This window comes from Phyllobacterium brassicacearum, from assembly GCF_003010955.1.
Classification (GTDB): domain Bacteria; phylum Pseudomonadota; class Alphaproteobacteria; order Rhizobiales; family Rhizobiaceae; genus Phyllobacterium; species Phyllobacterium brassicacearum.
In genome coordinates this window covers 402,179-422,649 of sequence record NZ_PGGO01000001.1, presented here as the reverse complement: position 1 = coordinate 422,649, position 20,471 = coordinate 402,179, and the positions used below count along the sequence as shown (strand labels likewise).

Here is a 20,471-nt window from a genome sequence, read left to right as displayed (position 1 = left end):
TGGTGACGCGAAACGCGCTAGAGCCTCAAAATCGGGCTCTTAGAACAGCGATCCCTGCGAACCGCTCGGCACTGGCGGCTTCTTGGCTGGCGTCGGGCGCTCCACCTTCGGCCGCGCTGGACGCTCTTCGCCCTCTTTCGCTACGGCCTGCACCTCGCCATCCTGGAAGCGCAATGTCAGATCGTCACCTTCAGCAATAGCTGCAGCGCGCTTGATGGGGGCGCCGGACCGGTCAAGGACAATGGCGAAACCCCGCTCCAGAACACTTTGATGCGACAGGGTTTTCATCAGCCGCTCCAGCTCGCTGCCGCGCCGTTTTGCATGGGTCAGAATGAGGTCGACGGCCTGCGTCTGACGGCGATCCAGCTGCTGCAGATGCTGGCGGCCGCGCTCTGCGATCCGCGCTGTCGGCTCTATGGAGAGACGGCCTGCACGCCTTGCGTAGAGGGACCTTCGATCGCGCACGAAAACCTCCAGCCCTCGGGGCAGACGTGCCGATAATATGCTGATTTCACGGCGTTTTTCCCGAAAACGCTGCAAGAGCAGCCGCGGCGCCAACTGCCTCGCACAGCCGTCGAATTCGCCACGTTTCTTCTGGGTATTGGCCTGCAGAGCCCGGCCCAGACGCGCCGCCGTTTCATCGAAATGCCGGCGTGGCAGGGCAAGCAATTGATCCGCCGTGGGCAGGGCGCGCGCCAGCGCCCGTTGCGTCTGGCGGCGGCGATCGAGATAGCGTGACATGCCGGCAGAAAGCCGGGCGCCCAGTGTTGCCACCGTCGCCTGAAGATCGGCTCTGACCGGTACTGCCATTTCCGCGGCACCTGTCGGGGTCGGCGCGCGCATGTCGGCGGCAAGATCGATCAGCGTCCAGTCGGTCTCGTGGCCAACGGCGGAAATGACCGGGATCCGCGATGCGGCTACGGCGCGGACCACCGCCTCATCGTTGAAGCCCCAGAGGTCTTCAAGGCTGCCGCCACCCCGCGCCACGATCAGGACGTCAGGACGGGGCAGGGCGCCGCCTTGCGATAACCCATTGAATCCATTGATGGCATTCGCAACTTCGGTGCCCGAAGTTTCACCTTGGACCCGCACCGGCCAGACCAGAACGTGCAGCGGAAAACGATCGGTGATGCGATGGATTATATCGCGGATGACCGCCCCGGTTGGTGAGGTAACGACGCCGATGACGCGGGGCATGAAGGGCAGGCGCTGTTTGATTGCCGGGTCGAACAGACCTTCGGCGCCGAGCTTGCGCTTGCGCTCCTCGAGCAGCGCCATCAACGCGCCGGCACCTGCCGGCTCCATCTGCTCGATGACAATCTGATACTTCGAAGAGCCGGGATATGTGGTCAATTTGCCGGTAGCGATGACCTCCATGCCTTCCTCGGGCTGGAAGCGCAGGCGGCTCATCGCGCTGCGCCAAATTACAGCTTCGATGCGTGCCTTGTCATCCTTCATCGAAAAATAGGCGTGACCGGAGGAATGCGGGCCGCGATACCCTGAAATCTCGCCACGAACCCGTACATGCCCGAACGTATCCTCGACTGTGCGCTTGAGCGCTCCGGAGATTTCGGAAACGGTATATTCGGCAACATTCGATGCAGATTCGGGCTTTTCGCTCATGCCCTATTCCTAGTCGCGTGGTGAGCTAGGTCAAGCCTTGGCAATCGTCGATTGCAGCATTGCCAGAGCGCAGAAATTCGACTTTAAGTGGGGAAAAGGGAGTCGACATGTCAGTAACCGCATCTGCTGCCGCCAAGCGTTTGAAATTGCGCCATTATTTGTTGATCGGAGCGGTGATGATTGCCGCTGCCGCCGCGATTCTCCTCTTGATGGGGCGCAATCCCATGTGCACCTGCGGGACCATAAAGTTGTGGGTAGGTGAGACGAACTCACCCGACAACTCACAGCATATCGCTGACTGGTACACGCTTTCGCACATTATCCATGGCTTCCTCTTCTACGGGATTCTTTGGCTGGTTGCCCGCAGATGGCCGGTCGGGCCACGCCTGCTGATTGCCATTGCGGTCGAGGCGGCCTGGGAGATCTTCGAAAACACGGACATGGTCATCAACCGCTACCGCGAAGCCACCATTGCGCTCGGCTATGTTGGCGACAGCGTTCTGAACTCCGTCAGCGATATATTGTTCATGGTGCTGGGGTTCTTCTTCGCCGCCCGCGCTCCAGTCTGGCTGACCGTTGTCCTGGCGATTTTCTTCGAACTTCTGGCCGGGTGGGTCATCCGCGACAACCTCACCTTGAACATTGTCATGCTGCTCTACCCTCTGGATGCGATCAAGGCGTGGCAGAGCGGGATGTAATTCCGCCTACCAGCCTGGGACGAGTTCGGTGGCGCGGACCTGACGCAGCCTCTGGTTTGCCAGAATTGGTGCGGAAGCCTGCGTAATGCTGACTGGCGTTGGCATCGAAAGATTATCGAGGCTTTCGACGATGTGCTGAGCAAGAGCGTCTACGATCGCCGAAGGCTTGGTATGTCCGCGCATGATACCAATGCCGAATTCCGGCAGACGGCCGAATCCGTCCGCTTCCGTCAACACCCGCATTCCTGGACGCAAGGCGCATTCCGGCAGGATCGAAACGGCAAGGCCGGCCAGTACTGCTGCTGCCAGTACTGTTGCCGACCAACTGGTGAAGAGAATGCGGTAGTCGTGATGCATGGAATTCAGCACGTCGACAGCCGCTGCGCGCCAGATGCAGGTGGGGCGCCCGACTGCCAGTGGAAGTACTTGTTCTTCATGCACATTATGGTGAGCCGAGGTCACCCACAACAACTGCTCGCTGCGCACGACTTCCGAACGCCGATGCTCGTCGCACTGGGTTACCAGAGCGATGTCAAGCTGGCCCTTGCGGATCATCTCGTCGAGATTGACCGTGGGCTCGCAGACAACAGAAAGTTCGACGCGCGGGTTGGAGCGCGAGAATCGTGCCATGATTTCCGGCAGGAACCGGTCGGCGTAATCGTCGGGAGTGCCGATGCGGATATGGCCCTGCAGCTGCGTATCATCAAAAGCTGCGATGGTTTCATTGTTGAGCTGCAGCATTCGTCGCGCATAGGCCAGCAGGCGCTCGCCGTCCTCGGTCAGCCGGTTCGTACGCCCGTCCCGTTCGAACAGAGCCTTCGAAACGCGCTCTTCCAGCCTGCGCATCTGCATTGATACGGCTGATTGGGTCTTGTTGACCTTGTCGGCGGCCCTGGTGAAGCTACCGAGATCGGCGATGGCGGTGAATGTCTGCAATTGGTCGAGGTCAAGCGGTGCGTTCATGACTGTGCTCCCAGACGGATTGATCCATCATTATTATTGAACGTTTACATTAAAAACATTCGTTTGAATAATCAATTTTTATGGATCAATCTGCAGATGTTCAGGAAGCGCTGGTGTCAGAAGATGCCAAGCGTGGTGCGTGAAAAGTGGTTTTTCACGCGGTTTAACTTTCTTGATCAGCGCCATTCAAAAGGAGTAACGGCGATGACGACGACTACGAGAATGACTGAAGGTACTGGTTTCACCCGCTCGATCGCAGCTTTTGCGTCGCAGGCTGCCAACTTTGTCAACCGAGTGATCGTCGCGCGTCGCAATCGTAAAACGATCTTGAGCCTTGGCGAGTGGAATGACGAAATGCTGCATGACATCGGCATCACGCGTGCTGATCTGCATTCGGCCATTGGCACTTCGCTGCTCGATGATCCGAGCGAACGGCTTGGCGCGCTGGCCGATGTCAGGTCCCGCCTTCGCGCTGCTCGTTCGATCATCTAGGTCGACGGTTTGACTGTTTAGCAGGCGCCCATTCACGCCGGAATCCCCTCCCGGCGCCAAGCCTGCCTCCTGCCCGGCCCACCTTGCACATGCAACGTGGCCGGGCTTTTTCTTTGTCCGCTAAATCAGCGACTGCGGTCCATGCCGCGCAGGTACTGATCGAATATCGATTCCAGGCCTTTTTGATACTGGTCATTGGCCTGCTTGCCGGTATCAAACATCTGGCCGAGTATATCTTTAAGCGGATTATCAGAAGGGGCCGATTGTGGTGGTGCGGCTCGCTTCTGGGCCTGTGGCTGCGTTGGTTGAGGCGCTGAACCTTGCTGCGCACTTTTCATCATTTCCTCGAAGATCTTGCCGAGCGGATTATCTCCAAAGGGATTTTGACCCGGCGCCGTGTCTTGCGGCGCTTCCTCCTGTGGCGCGGTGCGACGTTGGGTCGGTGCCTGCTGCGAGGCGCCACCTTTCATCATTTCCTCAAAAATCTTGCCAAACGGATTATCTCCAAATGGATTTTGTGCGGTGTCTTGAGGCGCATCACCTTGTGGTGCCCTTCCCCGCGGGGTCGGGGCTTGGGGCGTCGTGCCTCCCGGAATGCCGCCACGCATCATCTCTTCGAAGATTTTACCCAACGGATTGTTGCCGAGCGGATTTCCTTGGCCGCCCTGCGGTTGCTGGCCAGCGGCACCTCCACCAAACATCCCTTCCAGTATTTGCCCCCAGGGGTTACCGGACGCGCCGCCGGGGGCGCTCTGCGGATTTGCTGATGGTTGCCCGCCACCTGGCCGCATCATCTGCTCGATCAGGTCGCCAATGACATTGCCGCCGCCAAGGCCGGCCGCCGCAAACTGCCCGGTCGATTTCTTGTAGAGTCCCCCCATCATCATGGACGCGACCACCGGCAGCATCTGCTTCAGTGTGTCGGCGCCAACGCCTGCGGCATTGGCGGCATGATCGGCGACAGCCCGGGACAGATCTTTCGAACCGAAAAGCTGGCCAAGCACATAGTTGCCGTCGGCAATGCCCGACGGATTGAAGGCAGCTTGCGGATTATCAAAATAATTGACGTTTTGACCGGTCGAAAGCGCCTGGACGAAGGCGCCGAACCCCATAGGGTCGGCGGCATTGCGCTGCAAGCCTTGCGAAAACGCCGGCATCAGTGCTTCAAGAGCGGCAACAGTCTGCTGGTGGGACAGGTTGAACTGGCGGGAGAGAGCATCGATGTTCTGGCCCCCTTGTCCCTTCAGGAACATATCTACGAGATTCATGGCAACGATCCTCCTTCGCGCTGGGCACGGTGGAGATTAGCGCAGACTTCAATGCTTTTATAGCGTTAGAAATAGCGCGAGAGATTGCCGCGGATGCGTTCCAGGGGGTCGATTGCCGGATCGCCTGCCTCGAATGTCCGGTTAGTGATCGTCTCGTAGGCCTGGACATAGACCTTGGTGGTTGCGTCGATCACGTCTTCGGGGATTTCCGGAATATCATCCTTGTAAGGGTTGCAGCGTTCGACGACCCAGTTGCGGACGAAATCCTTGTCGAAGCTCACCGGACGCTTGCCGGGTGCATAGCTGTCGGCAAACCAGTAGCGGCTCGAATCCGGCGTATGGATTTCGTCCGCCAGCACGATATTGCCCTCATCGTCCGTACCGAATTCGTATTTGGTGTCGGCAAGGATCAACCCGCGAGATGCAGCGATTTCCTGACCGCGAGCAAAAAGCTTCAACGCATAGTTCGAGACGGTGTCCCACTGCTCCTTGGTAAGCAGCTTCTGGTTCAGAATGGCATCGGCGGTCAGGGGCTCATCATGGCCGCCGTCGAAGGCCTTGGAGGTCGGAGTGATGATCGGCGCAGGAAGCTTCTCATTGTCCTGCATACCATCAGGCAGTGTGAAGCCGTACATCTCACGCTGACCTGCCTTGTAGAGGGTCAGGATCGATGTTCCGGTCGTGCCTGCCAGATAACCCCGCACGACGATCTCGACCGGCAATATGGTCAGCTTTCGGCACACAAGCACGTTCGGATCGGGATATTCGATGACGTGGTTGGGGCAGATATCCTGCGTCTGCTCGAACTGAAACCGCGCTGTCTGCGTCAGAACCTGCCCCTTGAGCGGAATGGATGCGAGAATACGGTCAAAAGCGCTGATCCGGTCCGTGGCGATGATGATACGGCGGCCATCGGCGAGATCGTAATTCTCGCGAACCTTGCCTTTGTAGTAATTCGGCAGCTCGGGAATAAAGGCGTCGGACAGAGCTTTGTGTTTCGGCATGGGTCAGAAATCCGCTTGAATGATCAAGACTCCGCATAACACATATGGCGGCCGACGGGAGTCAAAATTGTCGGTCCAGCAGCGTTTCAGCGTCCGCCAGTCACGTCGAGGAGAGCGCCGGTCACGTAAGACGACGCGTCACTGAGCAGCCAGACGATCGACTCAGCAACTTCATCCGCCGTACCGGGCCGCCCGAGGGGAGCTGTAACGCCGAGGCGCTGAGCCCGATCTGGCTGGCCGCCGCTCGCATGGATATCTGTTTCGACCAGCCCGGGGCGGACGGCGTTGACTCGGATACCATCGGGGCCGACTTCCTTGGAAAGCCCGATTGTCAGAGTATCCATAGCCCCTTTCGATCCGGCATAATCGACGTACTCATTCGGTCCGCCGAGCCGTGCCGCTGCCGATGACAGGAGAACAATTGAGCCGCCATTGCCGCCCCGTGAACGGGCGAGGTGACGGACAGCTTCGCGCGCGCAAAGATAAGCGCCGAGGATATTGACGTCGAAGATGCGGCGCATGCGTTCGATGTCCATATCGATCAAGGGTGAGGCAGGGGCAACAATGCCGGCGTTGACCACGACACCGTCCAGCTTGCCAAGTTCTGCCGCCTGCTTGAATACTGATATGACATCTGCTTCCACGGCGACATCGCCTTGTATGGCCTTCGCCTTGCCGCCCGCTGCAATGATGGCGTCGACGACTTCATCGGCAGCGCGTTTGTTGCCCACATAATTGACGCCGACGGACCAGCCTTTTTGACCGGCAAGAATCGCCGCCGAACGGCCGATGCCGCGGCTGGCACCCGTGATCAAAACAGTCTTCGTCATGGAGTGGACCTCCCGGCTAGTAAGCATACTCGAGAAAGGCTGGCTCGACCGACGCACCCCAAGCCGTATTGTACTGGGACAACATCTGCTCGGCTGAAGTGGTACCGCGGGCGACAACTTCCTCCAACGAGGAGAGGTAATGCGTCTCGTCAAAGCCCTCGCTGTTCAATCGTGCTCGATTCTTCAGGCCGAGGCGCGAAATTGCCAGGGCATCCCTTGCGATATCGTGTGCCGAAAGGTTGCGGAATGTCGCCCGCAGGCCGTTCGCAGGAACGTCATCGCGCAGAGCCTGGACCTCAGGATAAGTCCAATCACGCGTCAGCGCTTCCGCCGCATTCAATGCCTCCGCATCGTAGAGCAGACCGACCCAGAACGCAGGAAGCGCACAGATGCGCCGCCATGGACCGCCGTCGGCACCGCGCATCTCGAGGAAACGTTTCAGGCGCACTTCCGGAAACAGCGTCGAGAGGTGGTTGGCCCAATCGCCCATGTTGGGCGTGCCTTCGGGCACGCTGTCTTTCAGCGCGCCGTTCATGAACTGACGGAAGGTCACGTGCGTGCAGTCGTGGTATCGGCCGTGACGCATGACGAAGTACATCGGCACATCTAGTGCCCATTCGACATAGTCTGCAAAACCGAAACTCTCGCTGAAGATGAATGGCAAGACGCCTGAGCGGTTGTTGTCGGTATCGCGCCAGATGTTGGAGCGCCACGAAAGCAGTCCATTGGGCTTGCCCTCGGTGAAAGGCGACATGGCGAAAAGCGCTGTTGCGATGGACTGCAGCTTGACCGAGACCTGCATCTTGCGGCGCATATCGGTTTCGGATGCGAAGTCGAGGTTCACCTGTATCGTACAGGTCCGGTACATCATGTTCAGCCCGTCCTTGCCAACCTTCGGCATATAGTTGGACATGATGTTGTATCGCGATTTGGGCATCCGCGGCGTCTCTGCCAGCGTCCATTTCGGACTGCCGCCAAGTCCGAGGAAGCGGATGCCGAGCGGTTCGGCGATTTCGCGCACCTGCGCCAGGTGGGCATTGGATTCGCGGCAGGTCTGGTGAATGGAAAGGAGCGGTGCGCCCGAAAGCTCGAACTGCCCGCCCGGCTCCAAAGAAATGGCGCCCTGGCCGGTTGGTTCAACGAGGCCGATGATGTTGCCTCCGTCGATGATCGGCTCCCAGCCGAGCTTGGATTGCATACCTTCGAGGATCGCACGAATGCCCCTAGGACCGTCATAGGGAACTGGGCTGTTGTCTTCCGTATAGAACGGGAACTTTTCGTGTTCGGTGCCAATGCGCCAGGCGGATTCCGGCTTGGATCCTTGCGCAAGATAGGCGGCCAGTTCTTCGGTGCCCGTGATCGGTGTTTCGTCTGTCGTGTCGCGCGCCATGGATGGTGCTTTCCGATAAGATGAGATGGTTGCGCGTGATTGGCGGTTTTCGGGCATGAGCGCAAGCAAATTTCGCTTATGCTCCTATCAAGAGAATTTGTAACTCACCAATCGCCGATTGTCGCCTGAATCAAGGCGAGCGCCGCAACGGCGGCGGTATCTGCTCGCAGGATGCGCTGGCCGAGTGGAATCGCGGTGACAAAGGGAAGTTTGCGTAAGATCTGGCGTTCCTGCTCGGAGAATCCGCCTTCAGGCCCGATGAGGACGCCGAGTGGTCCCCGCGATAGAGATTGCAAAAGTGGGAGGGGGTTGTGTGTGTCGTGTCCCTCATCACAGAAGATCAGACGGCGCTGTCCATCCCACCCTGCGAGCAGGTTCTCGAGCTTAACCGGCTCGCGCGTCTGCGGAATCGCCAATACGCCGCACTGTTCAGCCGCTTCGATCGCATTTGCCTCGATTCGTTCGATGCCGATGCGCGCGACCTGTGTGTGCTGGGTGATGACGGGCTGCAGCACGCCCGCGCCCATCTCCACAGCCTTCTGGACGAGGTAGTCGAGCCGGCCCTGTTTCAGCGGTGCAAAGCAATAGATGAGGTCAGGCGCGGCTGGCTGCTCGCGCGTGAGTTCCTGTGGCTCCAGGAACAGCTTCTTCTTGCTCTCGAAGCGAAGTGCCGCGCGCCACTCCCCGTCGCGTCCGTTGAAAGCCAGGATCTCGTCGCCATCCTTCATTCGCAGCACATTGGCCAGATAGTTGACCGCTTCGGGAGCAGTTTCCGCACGTTTTCCGAAGCTGAGATCGGCGGTGACGTAGAGCCTCTGCATTTTGTAGTTTGCGCGCATGATATATCCGGAGGGGAAGAGTTCAGGAGAGCGGCGGAAGGCGGCGTTTGACCGGTGAAGCCTTGACGATCGAGGTGTTTGTCTCGGCCTTTTCCGCCAACCGGTCAAGAATGGTATCGAGCTGTTCCATGGTCCGGAACTGCAGCTTGCCGATGAAGCAGTCGTCCCCAGTCACCTTGTCGCATTCGGTTATTTCCGGGGTTTCCTTGATGAGCTTTTCGACGATATGCAGCATGCCGGGCAGCGGGCGAACGCGGACGATTGCAGTCAAACTGTAACCGAGAGCGACCGGATCAATGTCTACGGTAAATGCCCGTATGACTTTCTTTTCTTCGAGCCGTCGCAACCGCTCGGAAACACTCGGCGAGGACAACCCCACCTTCTGGCTGAGTTCCTTCAGCGATATTCGCGCGTCATCGATGAGAATTTCGAGGATGGTTCGGTCAAGTTCGTCGAGCATCGATCACCTGTAAGGCTGTTCGCCTGGTTAACCTGTATTAAATAGGCGAAAGGCGATTTTCACCTTACGCTACATATATCAAATCCGGCGTCCGCCGCATAGTCTTCAACGAGCAATCGAAGGAGCGACGGCATGGAAAAGGATATCGTCAGAGGCAGTGTCGAAATGACCGCCGCCATGATCATCTCGGGAACGATCGGCTGGTTTGTGCTGATGTCTGGCCAGCCCGTCCTGTCGGTTGTGTTCTGGCGCTGCGCCATCGGCGCCATCACGCTTCTCGTAATCTGTGCGGCATTAGGATTGCTGCGGCCCGGCGTGATCTCGCGCAAGCTGTTCGGTCTTGCCGTCATTGGCGGCGTTGCAATCGTCCTGAATTGGGTCCTGCTTTTCGCCGCCTATTCCCGTGCCTCTATCGCCATTGCCACAACAGTCTATAATGTCCAGCCGTTCATGCTGGTTGGTCTGGGCGCATTGATCTTCAAGGAAAAGCTCACCGCCACCAAATTGTTCTGGCTGGGATTTGCCTTTGCCGGGATGCTGCTGATCGTGCAGGCCAAGCCGGGCGGCACTTATAGTGGTTCGGGCTATATGACGGGCATTGCATTGTCGCTCGGTGCGGCCTTCTTGTACGCGATCGCGGCCATTGTCGCCAAGCGGCTGAAAGGCACACCGCCCCATCTCATCGCTCTCATTCAGGTCAGCGTCGGTATCGTCATGCTCGCTCCGTTGGCCGACTTCACCAGTCTGCCGCAAAGCACTGGCCAGTGGGCCAGCATCGTAACGATCGGCGTGGTCCACACCGGCCTTATGTATATCCTGCTGTATAGTGCGATCCAGAAGCTGCCGACGCATATCACCGGCTCGCTCTCCTTCATCTATCCGATCGCTGCGATTCTGGTCGACTACATCGCATTCGGACATGCTTTGCAGCCGAGCCAATTGATAGGATCAGCGGCAATCTTGATCGCGGCCGCCGGTACCAGCCTAGGTTGGACGTTTCGCAGGCCGGTGCCTGCGAGCTTCAAGGTGTGATTGGTAGGCGTATGACCGGGCTATAGCCCGCTCGGAGCGCTCGTACGGTCGAAGGCGGCGTCAGCAGCGTGACGTTATCAGTTTTAGGGTTTGATAGCGTATAGCCATTCCATGACCACAAGTGCGTCTTGCCACCCTTGATCACATAGGCATCATCGCCCGCCGCGATCATTGCCCCGTCGGGCAAACCGGCAAGGGAGCCTTCGATGGGATGGCGCCTTTTGCCGCCTCTGGCATCAAGCCTTTCACCATGCAGGATCGTGTCCATTGCAGGTGCCGATAGAGGAGGGGTCGCATTCCCATCCGCCCAGGCTGCCTGGAATGCCTTTGCCCGTTGGCTCTGGCAATAGAAGCATGGCCGATGGCCTGCCGCGAGCGCCGCAGCTTCGTCGAAGAAGAACAGTTCGGTCCAGCTTCGCCGCTCCATTACCTCGCGGCGCGCGCCCTTGAAATCACAAACGCAGATGATCCAGGCCCGGGTTGTCCAGCGTCTTTTCAGCAAGGTGCGGGTAGAGGGGTCGTGAATGATGCCGCGATTGCCCATCATTGTTCCGCGCTGCGGAACTGCGACGATCTCGCCAAATGGAGTGACACGGTTTTGTAGGGGCATTTAGACAGGCTCTAACACTTCCGACTCGTAATGCCCCATGCTATCCGGGAATTCGGGTCAATGCGATATCAGGCAGGTTTCATGCGCGTACTCGTCGTTCAGAATTACCAGGATACCGGGTTGGGGCAGGTTGGCCGCGCATTGCAGGAGGTGGAAGCACGCATCGATCTGCGTCAGGCCTACCTTGGCGAAGCCTTGCCCGCCGACGACGCGGATCATGATGGCTTGGTTGTGCTGGGCGGTGATCAGAATGCGCTGGCCGATGACGATTACCCCTATCTTCCAGCGCTGGCACGGCTGATCAAGACCTTCGGTGATGGCGGCAAGGCAGTCCTTGGCATTTGTCTCGGCAGCCAGTTGGTCGCGCGGGGCTATGGGGCGGAGAACATCATTGGCCGGCCAACGGAATTTGGCTGGCACCAGGTAACGCGCGCGGCGGGGGCCGCATCCGACCCGGTACTCTCCGCAGTCCCGCACCGTTTTCCAATCTTTCATTGGCACAGCGATACATTCTCACTGCCGGACGGGGCGACGCACCTTGCGTCGAGTACCATGACCGCCAACCAGGCTTTCCGCATCGGCCGTGCCGTCTATGGCATCCAGTTTCACTTCGAGGCCGACACCAAGCTCGTGGAGCAGTGGACGCATGTTTTCCGCGATCAGATCGCGAAAATTGATTCAGATTGGCTCGACCATTACGGGGGCCATATGGAAGAAGACGGCCCTGCCGATGCTGCCGGTCTGGCACTCGCACGCGCCTGGGTCGCGCTCATCTAGCGTCCCGACTTAAGTATCATTGACCATTCAGTTGCAACTCTGCAACAGCCCAGCTCTGAATCCGATCCTCCTTTAGGATTCATGTCGAGCGTGTCTTTGCTTCACTAGTTGGTAAGCATTGTGTCCTGTAGTGGCCTCACTGGTTAACTGGCATCAAGCCAGGCCAAGACAAGTGATGGAAACGCCCGCAATGACCACCAAGAGTGCTGCACTTTTGACCGCCGTAATGCTCTCAGCGATCCTCTTCATGGGCGTAGGGCTGTTTTCGGTCGACGCCGGTGGACACACGGTTTCCAGCGACGGTTACGGGATCAGCACTGCTTCTCGCTGAAGCAGGTTTTCATACGACCGCTTCCAGAAAAAACTTCTGATCAACGTCGATCGCTATCGCGCTGAGCCTGCCGCTGGCATAGGCGCCGGTGTCGAGATTGACCCGGTTGGGACGCTTATCAACATCGCTGACTGGCGTGTGCCCGTGAACGATGACCTTGGGATGCAGACGCGGATTTTCCAGGAACTCCCACCTTATCCAGATCAAATCGTCAGGATCCTGATGATCGAGGTCGACACCGGGTCGGATCCCGGCGTGGCAAAAGAAGAAATCGGCGAACACTATTGACCGCTGAAGACCGCGTAGAAACTGGATGTGCGACGGAGGCATCGCCTCGACAAGCGCTTTTTGTCCCGCTGCAACAGAATCCGGATCGTTGAATTCTATGCTGACGCCATATGATAGTGCCGTTTGCCGCCCGCCATTGCGGGCAAAAAGTCCATAGGCATCGCCTGTTTCTAGGAACTCAAGCAAGCCGACATCGTGATTTCCAGCCAGCGCGAGCATCCGGTGTGTGTTCTTCTGTAGATTTACCAGCAGGTCGAGGACCCCCTTTGAATCGGGGCCTCGGTCGACATAGTCACCGAGGTGAATAACGACCCAATCAAAAGGCGGCGATTTCTCATTTTCGGCCAGGATGCGGCGATGCATTGCCTGCAAGAGGTCCAGTCGGCCATGCACGTCACCAATGGCGTAGACCCGCAACTTGTCCGGGCCGCGTGCGTGCTTGAAGTCGACTGTCTTCATTCCGGCTCTCGCTGATTACGCCGCAGGCGAGAGATGTTTTGCCGTGCGCTATCGCGTGTCGCATCTTGCTGTGCCTGCTCGATGAAGTCGATGTGCTCGCCGACGGCCTTTCGTGCCGCTGCGGGGTCCGAAGCCATGATCGCGTCGAAAATCGCGCGATGCTGCTCAAGCAGCTTCGCCCGCGCGCCAGGAAAACCATAGATCACGGTACGGTTATAAAACACGTCATCCGCCAGCAGCCGGTAGCAGGAACGCAACGTATGCAAGAGGATGATGTTGTGCGCACACTCGCCGATGGCATTGTGCAACTCGACATCGAGTTCGGCTTCCCGCCTGAAGTCGGCGGTCTCATAAGCCTGTTCCATCGCCGTCATGATGCGGCTGAGCAAAAGCCGGTCATCTTCGGTCGCGCGTTGCGCCGCATAGTCGGCAGCAATGCTTTCAATTTCCCGGCGATATTCGAGATAGTCCGCGGCTGCACGGCGATGGCTGGCGATCAGATCCATCATTGGCTTGGAAAAAACCTCGCCAATTACGTCCGCCACGAATGTTCCACCGCCGTGGCGGGTCGTGAGTAAGCCTTTGCCTTCCAGTGTCTTGAGCGCACTGCGAAGGATTGGGCGGGATACGTCGAACTGGACCGAAAGATCGCGTTCGCCGGGCAGACGATCGCCAACCCGCAGCACGCCTTCGAGGATGAGCGTCTCGATCTGGCCGACAATATCGTCGGCAGTGCGCGAAGATGGAATGGGGGCGAAGATGGGTCCGCTCATGGGATGAATGTGTCCGCAGGAATGACTTACCTGTGTACCGTATCGGCAAAGCAGGAAACTGGTCAATTAATTGATCCAGTTTCTGAAGCCGTCGTGGTCCTATTTGCCGCAGCCTTTGGTACTGGAAACTGTTGAAAGCTCAGCCCGATCCGTTCACGATCCTGTGACAACAACCGATCAAATAAAAGAGACCGGTCAGGGGATGATGGGGAAAAGATTGAAGCAAGCAACAACGCTCGCGGGCGTTGCGCCAAGTCCAGGCGGAGTCATGGGGTTTCCTGCGCATGCGGAGCGTGCCGTAGCGCTCGGCGAAGTCCACGCCCGGCCGTATCCACTGGTGGATACACCGCGCCTGCTGATCCAGCTGGCCTTCATGACAGAAGGCGGATCGACTGTCGATCACGCCGTATTGGGTGAACTCAGCCGAAGCATTGGGATCGCGCCACCGGCCCGCGACGCACGTCATCACATCATGCCTTGGGGCAACGGGACTCTCCGTTGGGAGCGGCATACGGAGTTCTCGACCTATCTTTGGGAAGGTCCGATGCCGCGCGACGGTAGCACCGCCCAGCACCCTTTCGGTCACGGGTTCAACCCTCCAGGCACGGTGATCGACGGCGTGCGGCTGGAGATCATCAAGAAAGATCGCAGCGCTCACGCATTGATTTCCGAATTCGACCCGGCCAGCCTCTGCTATAGCGACGTGGAAAATGGCCTAGCCTCGATCGTCACCGATTTCCGGCAAGATCGCGACGGGATGACACGCATCCTGATCCTCGACAACGGCCTGTCGCCCGCACGTGCAGGTGCGCTGTCGCAGAGGGTCATCGAAATCGAAACCTATCGCACGCTCGCGATGCTGGGCCTGCCGCTGGCTCATTCGCTGTCGCCGCGTATCCGGCGCATTGAAGACAGGCTTGCTGGTCTCACCAATGAAATGCGCGATTCGACATCGGACAGCCACAAGCTGCTCGATGAGTTGACTTCACTGGCCGCGGAGCTGGAAGCCGACGCCGCATCTAGCCTCTATCGCTTTGGTGCAAGCCGCGCCTACAACGGGATCGTTCTGGAGCGATTGGCGGCGCTACAGGAAGAACCTGTGACCGGCTATGAGACCTGGGGCGCGTTCATCCAGCGGCGTATGGCACCCGCGATGCGGACCTGCCGCTCGGTCAGCGGGCGACAGGAGAGCCTGTCTGAAAAACTCTCGCGCGCCGCGACCTTGCTGCGCACGTCCGTGGACGTCGAACTCGAACGCCAGAACCGCGATTTACTCAGCTCGATGGACAAGCGTGCCCAACTGCAATTGCGTCTGCAGCGAACGGTCGAGGGCCTCTCGGTGGCAGCGATTTCCTATTATGTCGTCGGCCTGTTCTATTATCTGGCGAGGGGAGCAGAAACCTATATCCCCGAATTGCATGCTTCGGTGCTGACCGCAATCTTCGTGCCCATTGCCATTCTGGCCATGTGGTATGTGGTCAAAGCCGTACGCAAAAAGCATGCAGAGGACTGATCAGTTTCGATCCCAGGGAGCAACTGGTCCGTACAGGCCCGCCAGATAATCGATGAACAGGCGCACCTTCGCGGGTAGGAACTGGCGCGAAGGATAGACGGCATAGATCGCGATGTTGCGCGAGGCGGCATAGTCTTCGAGCACACGCACCAGCAAACCGGCGGCAAGCTCGGGACCGATATCCCAGGTGGAGCGCAATGCGATCCCCAGGCCGCCAAGCACTGCTTCGCGAACGACTTCGCTTGAGTTCGTAAGCAGCGGGCCTGTCGGTCGCCATGTGACCGCACCAAAAGGCCCAATCAGGCGCCACGGGTCACCACTATGTGCAGCTAAACAGACATGGTTCTCGAGATCGGAAAAGGATTGCGGCAGTCCATGCTCAGCAACATACCGTGGCGCAGCGACAAGAAAGCGTTCTACCGGTGCAAGCTTGCGCGCAACGAGACTGGAATCGGACAATTCGGCGATCCGGATCGCGAGGTCATAACCTTCGCCAACGATATCGACGAATTCATCGGCGAGGACCAGATTGACGGCAAGGTCGGGGTTGGTCCGCATGAAAGGTTCGAGATGCGGGGCGATATGCATGCGTCCGAAGGTGGTCGGTACCGCGACCTTGAGCATCCCATGTGCCTGCTCGGACCGGCGCGATACGAAGGCCTCTGCCTCCTCGACGCCTGAAAGGATCGCCAGCACCCGTTCATAATAGCCTTGGCCCGTCTCGGTGAGGGCAATTTGCCTCGTCGTGCGCTGCAACAGCCGCGTGCCCAGCCTCTCTTCCAGCCGCCGCAGCCGTTTGGAAACGACGGCGGGTGATAGGCCGAGTTCCCGGCCCGCTGCCGACATGCTTCCAGCAGAAACGACACGCGCAAAGATTTCCATATCGTTGAATTCACTCATGCACGCACTCTTTCTATCAGGGGATGATAAGGTCAAGCTCAAATGCTAACGTGGTTTCGTGCGCGCCTTTACAAACTGGAACAGCGAGAGGTAAAGATAGTTTACCAGTTTTGACTGAGTGGTTGGGTAGGGAGGTTCCATGTCCGGGTTGACAATGCCGAAAGCCGATGAAGCGACAATGTCGCGGCGCTCGGACATTGTGGCGGCTTTGCGGACCATCGTGCCGGGTGAGGGCGTTGTCGATGTTACCAACGAGATGCGTGCCTTTGAAACCGACGGCCTGACCGCCTACCGGCAGCTGCCGTTGGTAGTTGTGCTGCCGCAGACCGTGCAGCAGGTCTCGCGTGTTCTCCAATATTGCCATGAGAACAATGTGAAGGTGGTTCCGCGCGGCTCGGGAACGTCATTGTCGGGCGGTGCACTGCCGCTCGAAGACGCGGTGCTCCTGGTCATGTCCCGTTTCAACCGCATCCTCGAAATCGATTATCCGAACCGCGCTGCCGTCGTGCAGCCGGGCGTAACCAATCTCGGAATCACCAAGGCCGTCGAACACGAGGGGTTTTACTATGCACCCGATCCATCGTCACAAATTGCTTGCTCCATCGGCGGCAATGTCGCTGAGAATGCGGGCGGTGTGCATTGCCTCAAATATGGCCTGACCGCCAACAACGTGCTCGGTCTGGAAATGGTGCTGATCACGGGTGAAGTCGTGCGGCTTGGCGGTAAGCATCTCGACTCCGAGGGCTATGATCTTCTTGGGCTGATGACGGGCTCGGAAGGCCTGCTCGCCGTGGTTACCGAGGTCAGCGTGCGCATCCTGCAGAAGCCAACCACGGCTCGCGCGCTGATGATAGGCTTTCCGACAAGCGAGGAAGCCGGTCAGTGTGTCGCCGATGTCATTGCGGCAGGCATCATCCCCGGCGGAATGGAAATGATGGACCGGCCAGCCATTCATGCAGCCGAGGATTTCGTCCATGCGGGATACCCACTCGACGTCGAGGCATTATTGATCGTCGAACTCGACGGACCCGTGGTTGAGGTCGACCATCTCATTAATATGGTCGAGGCCATTGGCAGGAGGAATGGAGCAACGACGTGCGTGGTCTCACAAAGCGAAGAAGAACGCATGGCGTTCTGGGCGGGCCGCAAAGCCGCGTTTCCGGCGGTCGGCCGCATCTCGCCTGACTACCTCTGCATGGACGGGACTATTCCTCGCAAGGAGCTGCCGAAAGTGTTGGCCGGCATGCGCGAACTGTCCGATAAATATGGACTTCGTGTCGCAAACGTCTTCCACGCGGGCGATGGCAATCTCCATCCGCTCATCCTTTACGACGCGAATATTCCTGAAGAGCTGCACAAGGCAGAAGATTTCGGCGCAGATATCCTGCGGCTCTGCGTCAAGGTCGGCGGCGTGCTGACGGGTGAGCATGGCGTTGGTGTGGAAAAGCGGGATCTCATGCCGGAAATGTTTAATGAAGCCGATCTCAACCAGCAGATCCGCGTCAAATGCGCCTTCGACGACAAGCACCTGCTCAACCCGGGCAAGGTCTTCCCGCAATTGCGTCGCTGCGCCGAACTCGGCCGCATGCATGTGCATCGCGGGCAGGTGCCGTTTCCCGATATTCCGAGATTCTGAGCGTGACGACTATTACCCCCACAACGGAAAACGAGATTGTCGAGGCCGTGCAATGGGCGCTTGCAGAGCAGGCGCCCGTTGAAGTCATTGGATATGGCTCCAAACGGGACCTTGGCCGTCCCTTGCAGACCGAACATACGATTGCCCTGTCGGGCTATGCGGGCGTTACACTCTACGAACCGGACGAACTGGTGTTGAGCGCCAGGGCCGGAACCCCCATGGCGGAGCTGGAAACCCTGGTCGCTGAAAATGGTCAGGCATTCCAATTCGAGCCAATGGATTATGGACCGCTGCTCGGGCAACCGGCAGGGCAGGGCAGTCTCGGTGGGCTCCTTGCCACCAATCTGTGCGGTCCTCGCCGCCTCAAGGCCGGATCCGCCCGCGATCACGTGCTTGGCGTGCGTGTCGTTTCGGGACGCGGCGAATTGTTCAAATCCGGCGGCCGCGTCGTCAAGAATGTTACCGGTTACGACCTGTCGAAGGGGATGGCCAATTCCTGGGGTACGCTCGGCATCGCCACGGAAATTACCTTCAAGGTTCTGCCGACGCCAGAAACGGAAACGACGCTGGTCATTCGGGGCCTCGCAGACGATGAGGCGGCGCGTGCCATGGCCATTGCCATGGGATCGAGCGGCGAGGTGGCTGCTGCTGCGCACCTGCCGGGCAACGTTGCCGGACGCGTCATTGATGGTGCATTGAACGGCGCGGCCTCGACCTTGCTGCGCGTCGAAGGGTTTGCACCCTCCGTTGCTGACCGGGCCGGCATGCTGAAAGGTCTGCTGGCCACCGCCGGGGAAGTTGATGCCCTCCCGCAGGAAACGTCGCGCAGGCTATGGCGCGAGGTTCGTGATGTCATTCCATTTGCCGATGCTACGGAACGTCCTGTCTGGCGCGTTTCCATGGTGCCGATGCAAGCTTATAAGCTGGTTGCCTCGTTGCGCATGGGTGCAGCAGTCGATGCCTTCTACGATTGGCAGGGTGGTCTCGTCTGGTTGCGGATGGAGGGTGATCCGGAAGCTGAGGCTGTGCGCGCGCTGATCCGCACGTATGGTGGCGGCCATGCGACGCTGGTTCGTGCTCCAGCCAGCGTGCGGGCGGCTCTGCCGGTGTTTGAACCGCAACCGGCTCCACTTGCCGCCCTGTCGAAGCGCTTGAAACAGCAGTTCGACCCGAGCGGGATTTTGAACCCGGGCCGCATGGTCGCAGGAGTATAGACGTGCAGACAAACTTCACCCCCGAACAATTGCTCGACCCTGGTGTCGCAGAGTCGGAAAAAATCCTGCGCAAATGTGTGCATTGCGGGTTTTGCACTGCGACTTGCCCGACCTATGTCACGCTCGGCAACGAGCTCGACAGCCCGCGCGGCCGCATCTATCTCATCAAGGACATGCTGGAAAACGGACGTCCAGCCGATGAGCAGATCGTCAAGCACATCGACCGCTGCCTCTCATGCCTCTCCTGCATGACGACCTGCCCTTCGGGCGTCAACTACATGCATCTGGTCGATAACGCCCGCGCGCATATCGAGAAGACCTACAAGCGCCCGGTCTTGAATCGCCTCACGCGGGCCATGCTTGCGTTCGTTCTGCCTCATCCCGGCCGCTTCCGCTTCGCGCTCAATGCCGCAAGAGTCGGCCGTCCCTTTGCCCCGCTGTTCAGATCTTTGCAGGCCTTGAAACCTGTCGCCGCAATGCTTGAACTGGCACCGACATCTGTTCCTGCGAGATCGCGATTCGCCGAGCCCGGCTCACATGTGCCGCGTGCGGCAAGGAAGGGCAGGGTTGCGATCCTCACCGGCTGTGCGCAGCCGGTTCTGAAGCCCGGCATCAACGAGGCAACGATCCGCCTCTTGACGCGCCTCGGCATCGAAGTCGTGGTGCCGAAGGGCGAAAGCTGCTGCGGCTCGCTGGTGCATCATATGGGCCGTGAAGAGGCGGCGCTTGACGATGCTCGCCGTAACATCGATGCTTGGATGCGCGAAATCGACCAGGGCGGTCTCGATGCCATTGTGGTGACGACCTCAGGCTGCGGCACCACGATTAAGGATTACGGCTACATGCTGAGGCTTGACGCGCGCTACAAGGACAAGGCTGCGCGTGTTTCTGCATTGGCAAAAGACGTCACCGAGTATTTGACGATGCTCGACCTGCCGGCACCGAGTCAGCCGACCGGCCTCACGGTTGCGTATCATTCCGCCTGTTCGATGCAGCATGGTCAGAAGATTATCCGGCAGCCGAAGGATCTGCTCAAGGCCGCAGGTTTCGTTGTAAAGGAGCCGGCTGAGGGACACCTCTGCTGCGGGTCGGCCGGTACCTACAACATCATGCAGGCAGAGATCGCTCGAACCCTGCGCGACCGCAAAGTCAGGAACATCGAGGCAACGGGCGCCAGCCTCATAGCTACTGGAAATATCGGGTGCATTACCCAGATCGCTGGCGGCTCCAAATTGCCGATTGTCCATACGGTGGAGTTGCTTGACTGGGCCTATGGTGGCCCAAAGCCTGAAGGTGTCCAGGTACCCCGGACATCCTATCAGCCTGCGGAATAGAAAGAGGGCAGCGGTTCAGGTGAACCGCTGCCCAGTT

At 58.8% G+C, this 20,471-nt stretch carries 21 protein-coding genes; 9 read left to right on the top strand and 12 right to left on the bottom strand.

Translation table 11 applies throughout. The annotated features are described in order from the left end of the window. Window positions 1–39: 39 nt before the first annotated feature. Window positions 40–1,623, bottom strand: a complete 1,584-nt coding sequence (gene xseA, locus CU102_RS02085) for an exodeoxyribonuclease VII large subunit (protein ID WP_106709284.1) — start codon at window positions 1,621–1,623, stop codon at window positions 40–42. Between the two features lie 107 nt (window positions 1,624–1,730). Here xseA and CU102_RS02080 point away from each other — a divergent pair, with 107 nt between their 5' ends. Next, window positions 1,731–2,321 carry a DUF2585 domain-containing protein gene (locus CU102_RS02080; protein WP_106709283.1) on the top strand — a complete coding sequence of 197 codons (591 nt, stop codon included), beginning with the start codon at window positions 1,731–1,733 and terminating at the stop codon, window positions 2,319–2,321. A gap of 6 nt (window positions 2,322–2,327) precedes the next feature. On the opposite strand, the gene CU102_RS02075 is transcribed toward CU102_RS02080, so the two are convergent. Beyond that, window positions 2,328–3,284 (bottom strand): LysR substrate-binding domain-containing protein, encoded by a 957-nt coding sequence (locus CU102_RS02075; RefSeq protein ID WP_106709282.1) that lies wholly within the window; start codon window positions 3,282–3,284, stop codon window positions 2,328–2,330. Between CU102_RS02075 and CU102_RS02070 the strand changes: the two genes are divergently transcribed. Next, window positions 3,258–3,776 carry a DUF1127 domain-containing protein gene (locus CU102_RS02070; RefSeq protein WP_133624359.1) on the top strand — a complete coding sequence of 173 codons (519 nt, stop codon included), beginning with the start codon at window positions 3,258–3,260 and terminating at the stop codon, window positions 3,774–3,776. The genes CU102_RS02075 and CU102_RS02070 overlap by 27 nt on opposite strands. A 125-nt stretch (window positions 3,777–3,901) precedes the next feature. Here the strand turns inward: CU102_RS02070 and CU102_RS02065 are convergent, their stop codons facing one another. The 6 genes from CU102_RS02065 to CU102_RS02040 form a co-directional block, all read right to left on the bottom strand. After that, window positions 3,902–5,044 carry a DUF937 domain-containing protein gene (locus tag CU102_RS02065; RefSeq protein WP_106709280.1) on the bottom strand — a complete coding sequence of 381 codons (1,143 nt, stop codon included), beginning with the start codon at window positions 5,042–5,044 and terminating at the stop codon, window positions 3,902–3,904. A gap of 65 nt (window positions 5,045–5,109) precedes the next feature. Next, a complete protein-coding gene (locus CU102_RS02060; RefSeq protein WP_106709279.1) occupies window positions 5,110–6,048 on the bottom strand; it encodes a phosphoribosylaminoimidazolesuccinocarboxamide synthase in 939 nt (312 codons plus the stop codon). Between the two features lie 86 nt (window positions 6,049–6,134). Beyond that, window positions 6,135–6,878: an SDR family oxidoreductase gene (locus tag CU102_RS02055; RefSeq protein ID WP_106709278.1), complete on the bottom strand. Its 744-nt coding sequence runs from the start codon at window positions 6,876–6,878 to the stop codon at window positions 6,135–6,137. A 16-nt stretch (window positions 6,879–6,894) separates the two neighbouring features. Further along, window positions 6,895–8,268 (bottom strand): glutamate--cysteine ligase, encoded by a 1,374-nt coding sequence (locus tag CU102_RS02050; protein ID WP_106709444.1) that lies wholly within the window; start codon window positions 8,266–8,268, stop codon window positions 6,895–6,897. Between the two features lie 104 nt (window positions 8,269–8,372). After that, window positions 8,373–9,107 (bottom strand): 16S rRNA (uracil(1498)-N(3))-methyltransferase, encoded by a 735-nt coding sequence (locus tag CU102_RS02045; protein WP_106709277.1) that lies wholly within the window; start codon window positions 9,105–9,107, stop codon window positions 8,373–8,375. A gap of 22 nt (window positions 9,108–9,129) precedes the next feature. Then, window positions 9,130–9,567 carry an Lrp/AsnC family transcriptional regulator gene (locus CU102_RS02040; protein WP_106709276.1) on the bottom strand — a complete coding sequence of 146 codons (438 nt, stop codon included), beginning with the start codon at window positions 9,565–9,567 and terminating at the stop codon, window positions 9,130–9,132. A 132-nt stretch (window positions 9,568–9,699) separates the two neighbouring features. Between CU102_RS02040 and CU102_RS02035 the strand changes: the two genes are divergently transcribed. Continuing rightward, entirely contained in the window at window positions 9,700–10,599 is a 900-nt protein-coding gene (locus CU102_RS02035; RefSeq protein ID WP_106709275.1) for a DMT family transporter, read from the top strand. Here CU102_RS02035 and CU102_RS02030 read toward each other — a convergent pair. Next, complete coding sequence (locus CU102_RS02030) at window positions 10,589–11,209, bottom strand: hypothetical protein (protein ID WP_106709274.1); 621 nt, start codon at window positions 11,207–11,209, stop codon at window positions 10,589–10,591. The genes CU102_RS02035 and CU102_RS02030 overlap by 11 nt on opposite strands. 81 nt (window positions 11,210–11,290) lie before the next feature. On the opposite strand from CU102_RS02030, the gene CU102_RS02025 reads away from it, so the two are divergent. After that, complete coding sequence (locus CU102_RS02025; protein WP_106709443.1) at window positions 11,291–11,986, top strand: type 1 glutamine amidotransferase; 696 nt, start codon at window positions 11,291–11,293, stop codon at window positions 11,984–11,986. Window positions 11,987–12,176: 190 nt separating this feature from the next. Then, a complete protein-coding gene (locus CU102_RS29640; protein ID WP_166648288.1) occupies window positions 12,177–12,317 on the top strand; it encodes a hypothetical protein in 141 nt (46 codons plus the stop codon). Between the two features lie 9 nt (window positions 12,318–12,326). On the opposite strand, the gene CU102_RS02020 is transcribed toward CU102_RS29640, so the two are convergent. After that, window positions 12,327–13,064: a metallophosphoesterase family protein gene (locus CU102_RS02020; protein ID WP_106709273.1), complete on the bottom strand. Its 738-nt coding sequence runs from the start codon at window positions 13,062–13,064 to the stop codon at window positions 12,327–12,329. Further along, window positions 13,061–13,837, bottom strand: coding sequence for an FCD domain-containing protein (locus CU102_RS02015; RefSeq protein ID WP_106709272.1), 777 nt, complete (start codon window positions 13,835–13,837; stop codon window positions 13,061–13,063). Before CU102_RS02015 ends, CU102_RS02020 begins: the two co-directional genes overlap by 4 nt. Window positions 13,838–14,042: 205 nt before the next feature. On the opposite strand from CU102_RS02015, the gene CU102_RS02010 reads away from it, so the two are divergent. After that, complete coding sequence (locus CU102_RS02010; RefSeq protein WP_425351509.1) at window positions 14,043–15,350, top strand: DUF3422 family protein; 1,308 nt, start codon at window positions 14,043–14,045, stop codon at window positions 15,348–15,350. Here the strand turns inward: CU102_RS02010 and CU102_RS02005 are convergent, their stop codons facing one another. Beyond that, window positions 15,351–16,250, bottom strand: a complete 900-nt coding sequence (locus CU102_RS02005; RefSeq protein ID WP_106709270.1) for a LysR family transcriptional regulator — start codon at window positions 16,248–16,250, stop codon at window positions 15,351–15,353. Window positions 16,251–16,389: 139 nt separating this feature from the next. On the opposite strand from CU102_RS02005, the gene CU102_RS30205 reads away from it, so the two are divergent. The 3 genes from CU102_RS30205 to glcF are packed head-to-tail and all read left to right on the top strand — an operon-like array spanning window position 16,390 to window position 20,434. Then, a complete protein-coding gene (locus CU102_RS30205) occupies window positions 16,390–17,886 on the top strand; it encodes an FAD-linked oxidase C-terminal domain-containing protein (protein ID WP_106709269.1) in 1,497 nt (498 codons plus the stop codon). After that, window positions 17,880–19,100 (top strand): glycolate oxidase subunit GlcE, encoded by a 1,221-nt coding sequence (glcE, locus tag CU102_RS01995; RefSeq protein ID WP_425351508.1) that lies wholly within the window; start codon window positions 17,880–17,882, stop codon window positions 19,098–19,100. The genes CU102_RS30205 and glcE overlap by 7 nt, the downstream gene beginning before the upstream one ends. 2 nt (window positions 19,101–19,102) lie before the next feature. Then, a complete protein-coding gene (gene glcF, locus CU102_RS01990) occupies window positions 19,103–20,434 on the top strand; it encodes a glycolate oxidase subunit GlcF (protein ID WP_106709267.1) in 1,332 nt (443 codons plus the stop codon). Window positions 20,435–20,471 lie beyond the last annotated feature (37 nt).

Bases quoted from the DNA above. Each gene is read 5' to 3' on its own strand.
- xseA (WP_106709284.1), bottom strand. From the start codon at position 1,623: ATGAGCGAAAAGCCCGAATCTGCATCGAATGTTGCCGAATATACCGTT.
- CU102_RS02080 (WP_106709283.1), top strand. From the start codon at position 1,731: ATGTCAGTAACCGCATCTGCTGCCGCCAAGCGTTTGAAATTGCGCCAT.
- CU102_RS02075 (WP_106709282.1), bottom strand. From the start codon at position 3,284: ATGAACGCACCGCTTGACCTCGACCAATTGCAGACATTCACCGCCATC.
- CU102_RS02065 (WP_106709280.1), bottom strand. From the start codon at position 5,044: ATGAATCTCGTAGATATGTTCCTGAAGGGACAAGGGGGCCAGAACATC.
- CU102_RS02060 (WP_106709279.1), bottom strand. From the start codon at position 6,048: ATGCCGAAACACAAAGCTCTGTCCGACGCCTTTATTCCCGAGCTGCCG.
- CU102_RS02055 (WP_106709278.1), bottom strand. From the start codon at position 6,878: ATGACGAAGACTGTTTTGATCACGGGTGCCAGCCGCGGCATCGGCCGT.
- CU102_RS02050 (WP_106709444.1), bottom strand. From the start codon at position 8,268: ATGGCGCGCGACACGACAGACGAAACACCGATCACGGGCACCGAAGAA.
- CU102_RS02045 (WP_106709277.1), bottom strand. From the start codon at position 9,107: ATGCGCGCAAACTACAAAATGCAGAGGCTCTACGTCACCGCCGATCTC.
- CU102_RS02040 (WP_106709276.1), bottom strand. From the start codon at position 9,567: ATGCTCGACGAACTTGACCGAACCATCCTCGAAATTCTCATCGATGAC.
- CU102_RS02035 (WP_106709275.1), top strand. From the start codon at position 9,700: ATGGAAAAGGATATCGTCAGAGGCAGTGTCGAAATGACCGCCGCCATG.
- CU102_RS02030 (WP_106709274.1), bottom strand. From the start codon at position 11,209: ATGCCCCTACAAAACCGTGTCACTCCATTTGGCGAGATCGTCGCAGTT.
- CU102_RS02025 (WP_106709443.1), top strand. From the start codon at position 11,291: ATGCGCGTACTCGTCGTTCAGAATTACCAGGATACCGGGTTGGGGCAG.
- CU102_RS29640 (WP_166648288.1), top strand. From the start codon at position 12,177: ATGACCACCAAGAGTGCTGCACTTTTGACCGCCGTAATGCTCTCAGCG.
- CU102_RS02020 (WP_106709273.1), bottom strand. From the start codon at position 13,064: ATGAAGACAGTCGACTTCAAGCACGCACGCGGCCCGGACAAGTTGCGG.
- CU102_RS02015 (WP_106709272.1), bottom strand. From the start codon at position 13,837: ATGAGCGGACCCATCTTCGCCCCCATTCCATCTTCGCGCACTGCCGAC.
- CU102_RS02010 (WP_425351509.1), top strand. From the start codon at position 14,043: ATGGGGAAAAGATTGAAGCAAGCAACAACGCTCGCGGGCGTTGCGCCA.
- CU102_RS02005 (WP_106709270.1), bottom strand. From the start codon at position 16,250: ATGAGTGAATTCAACGATATGGAAATCTTTGCGCGTGTCGTTTCTGCT.
- CU102_RS30205 (WP_106709269.1), top strand. From the start codon at position 16,390: ATGTCCGGGTTGACAATGCCGAAAGCCGATGAAGCGACAATGTCGCGG.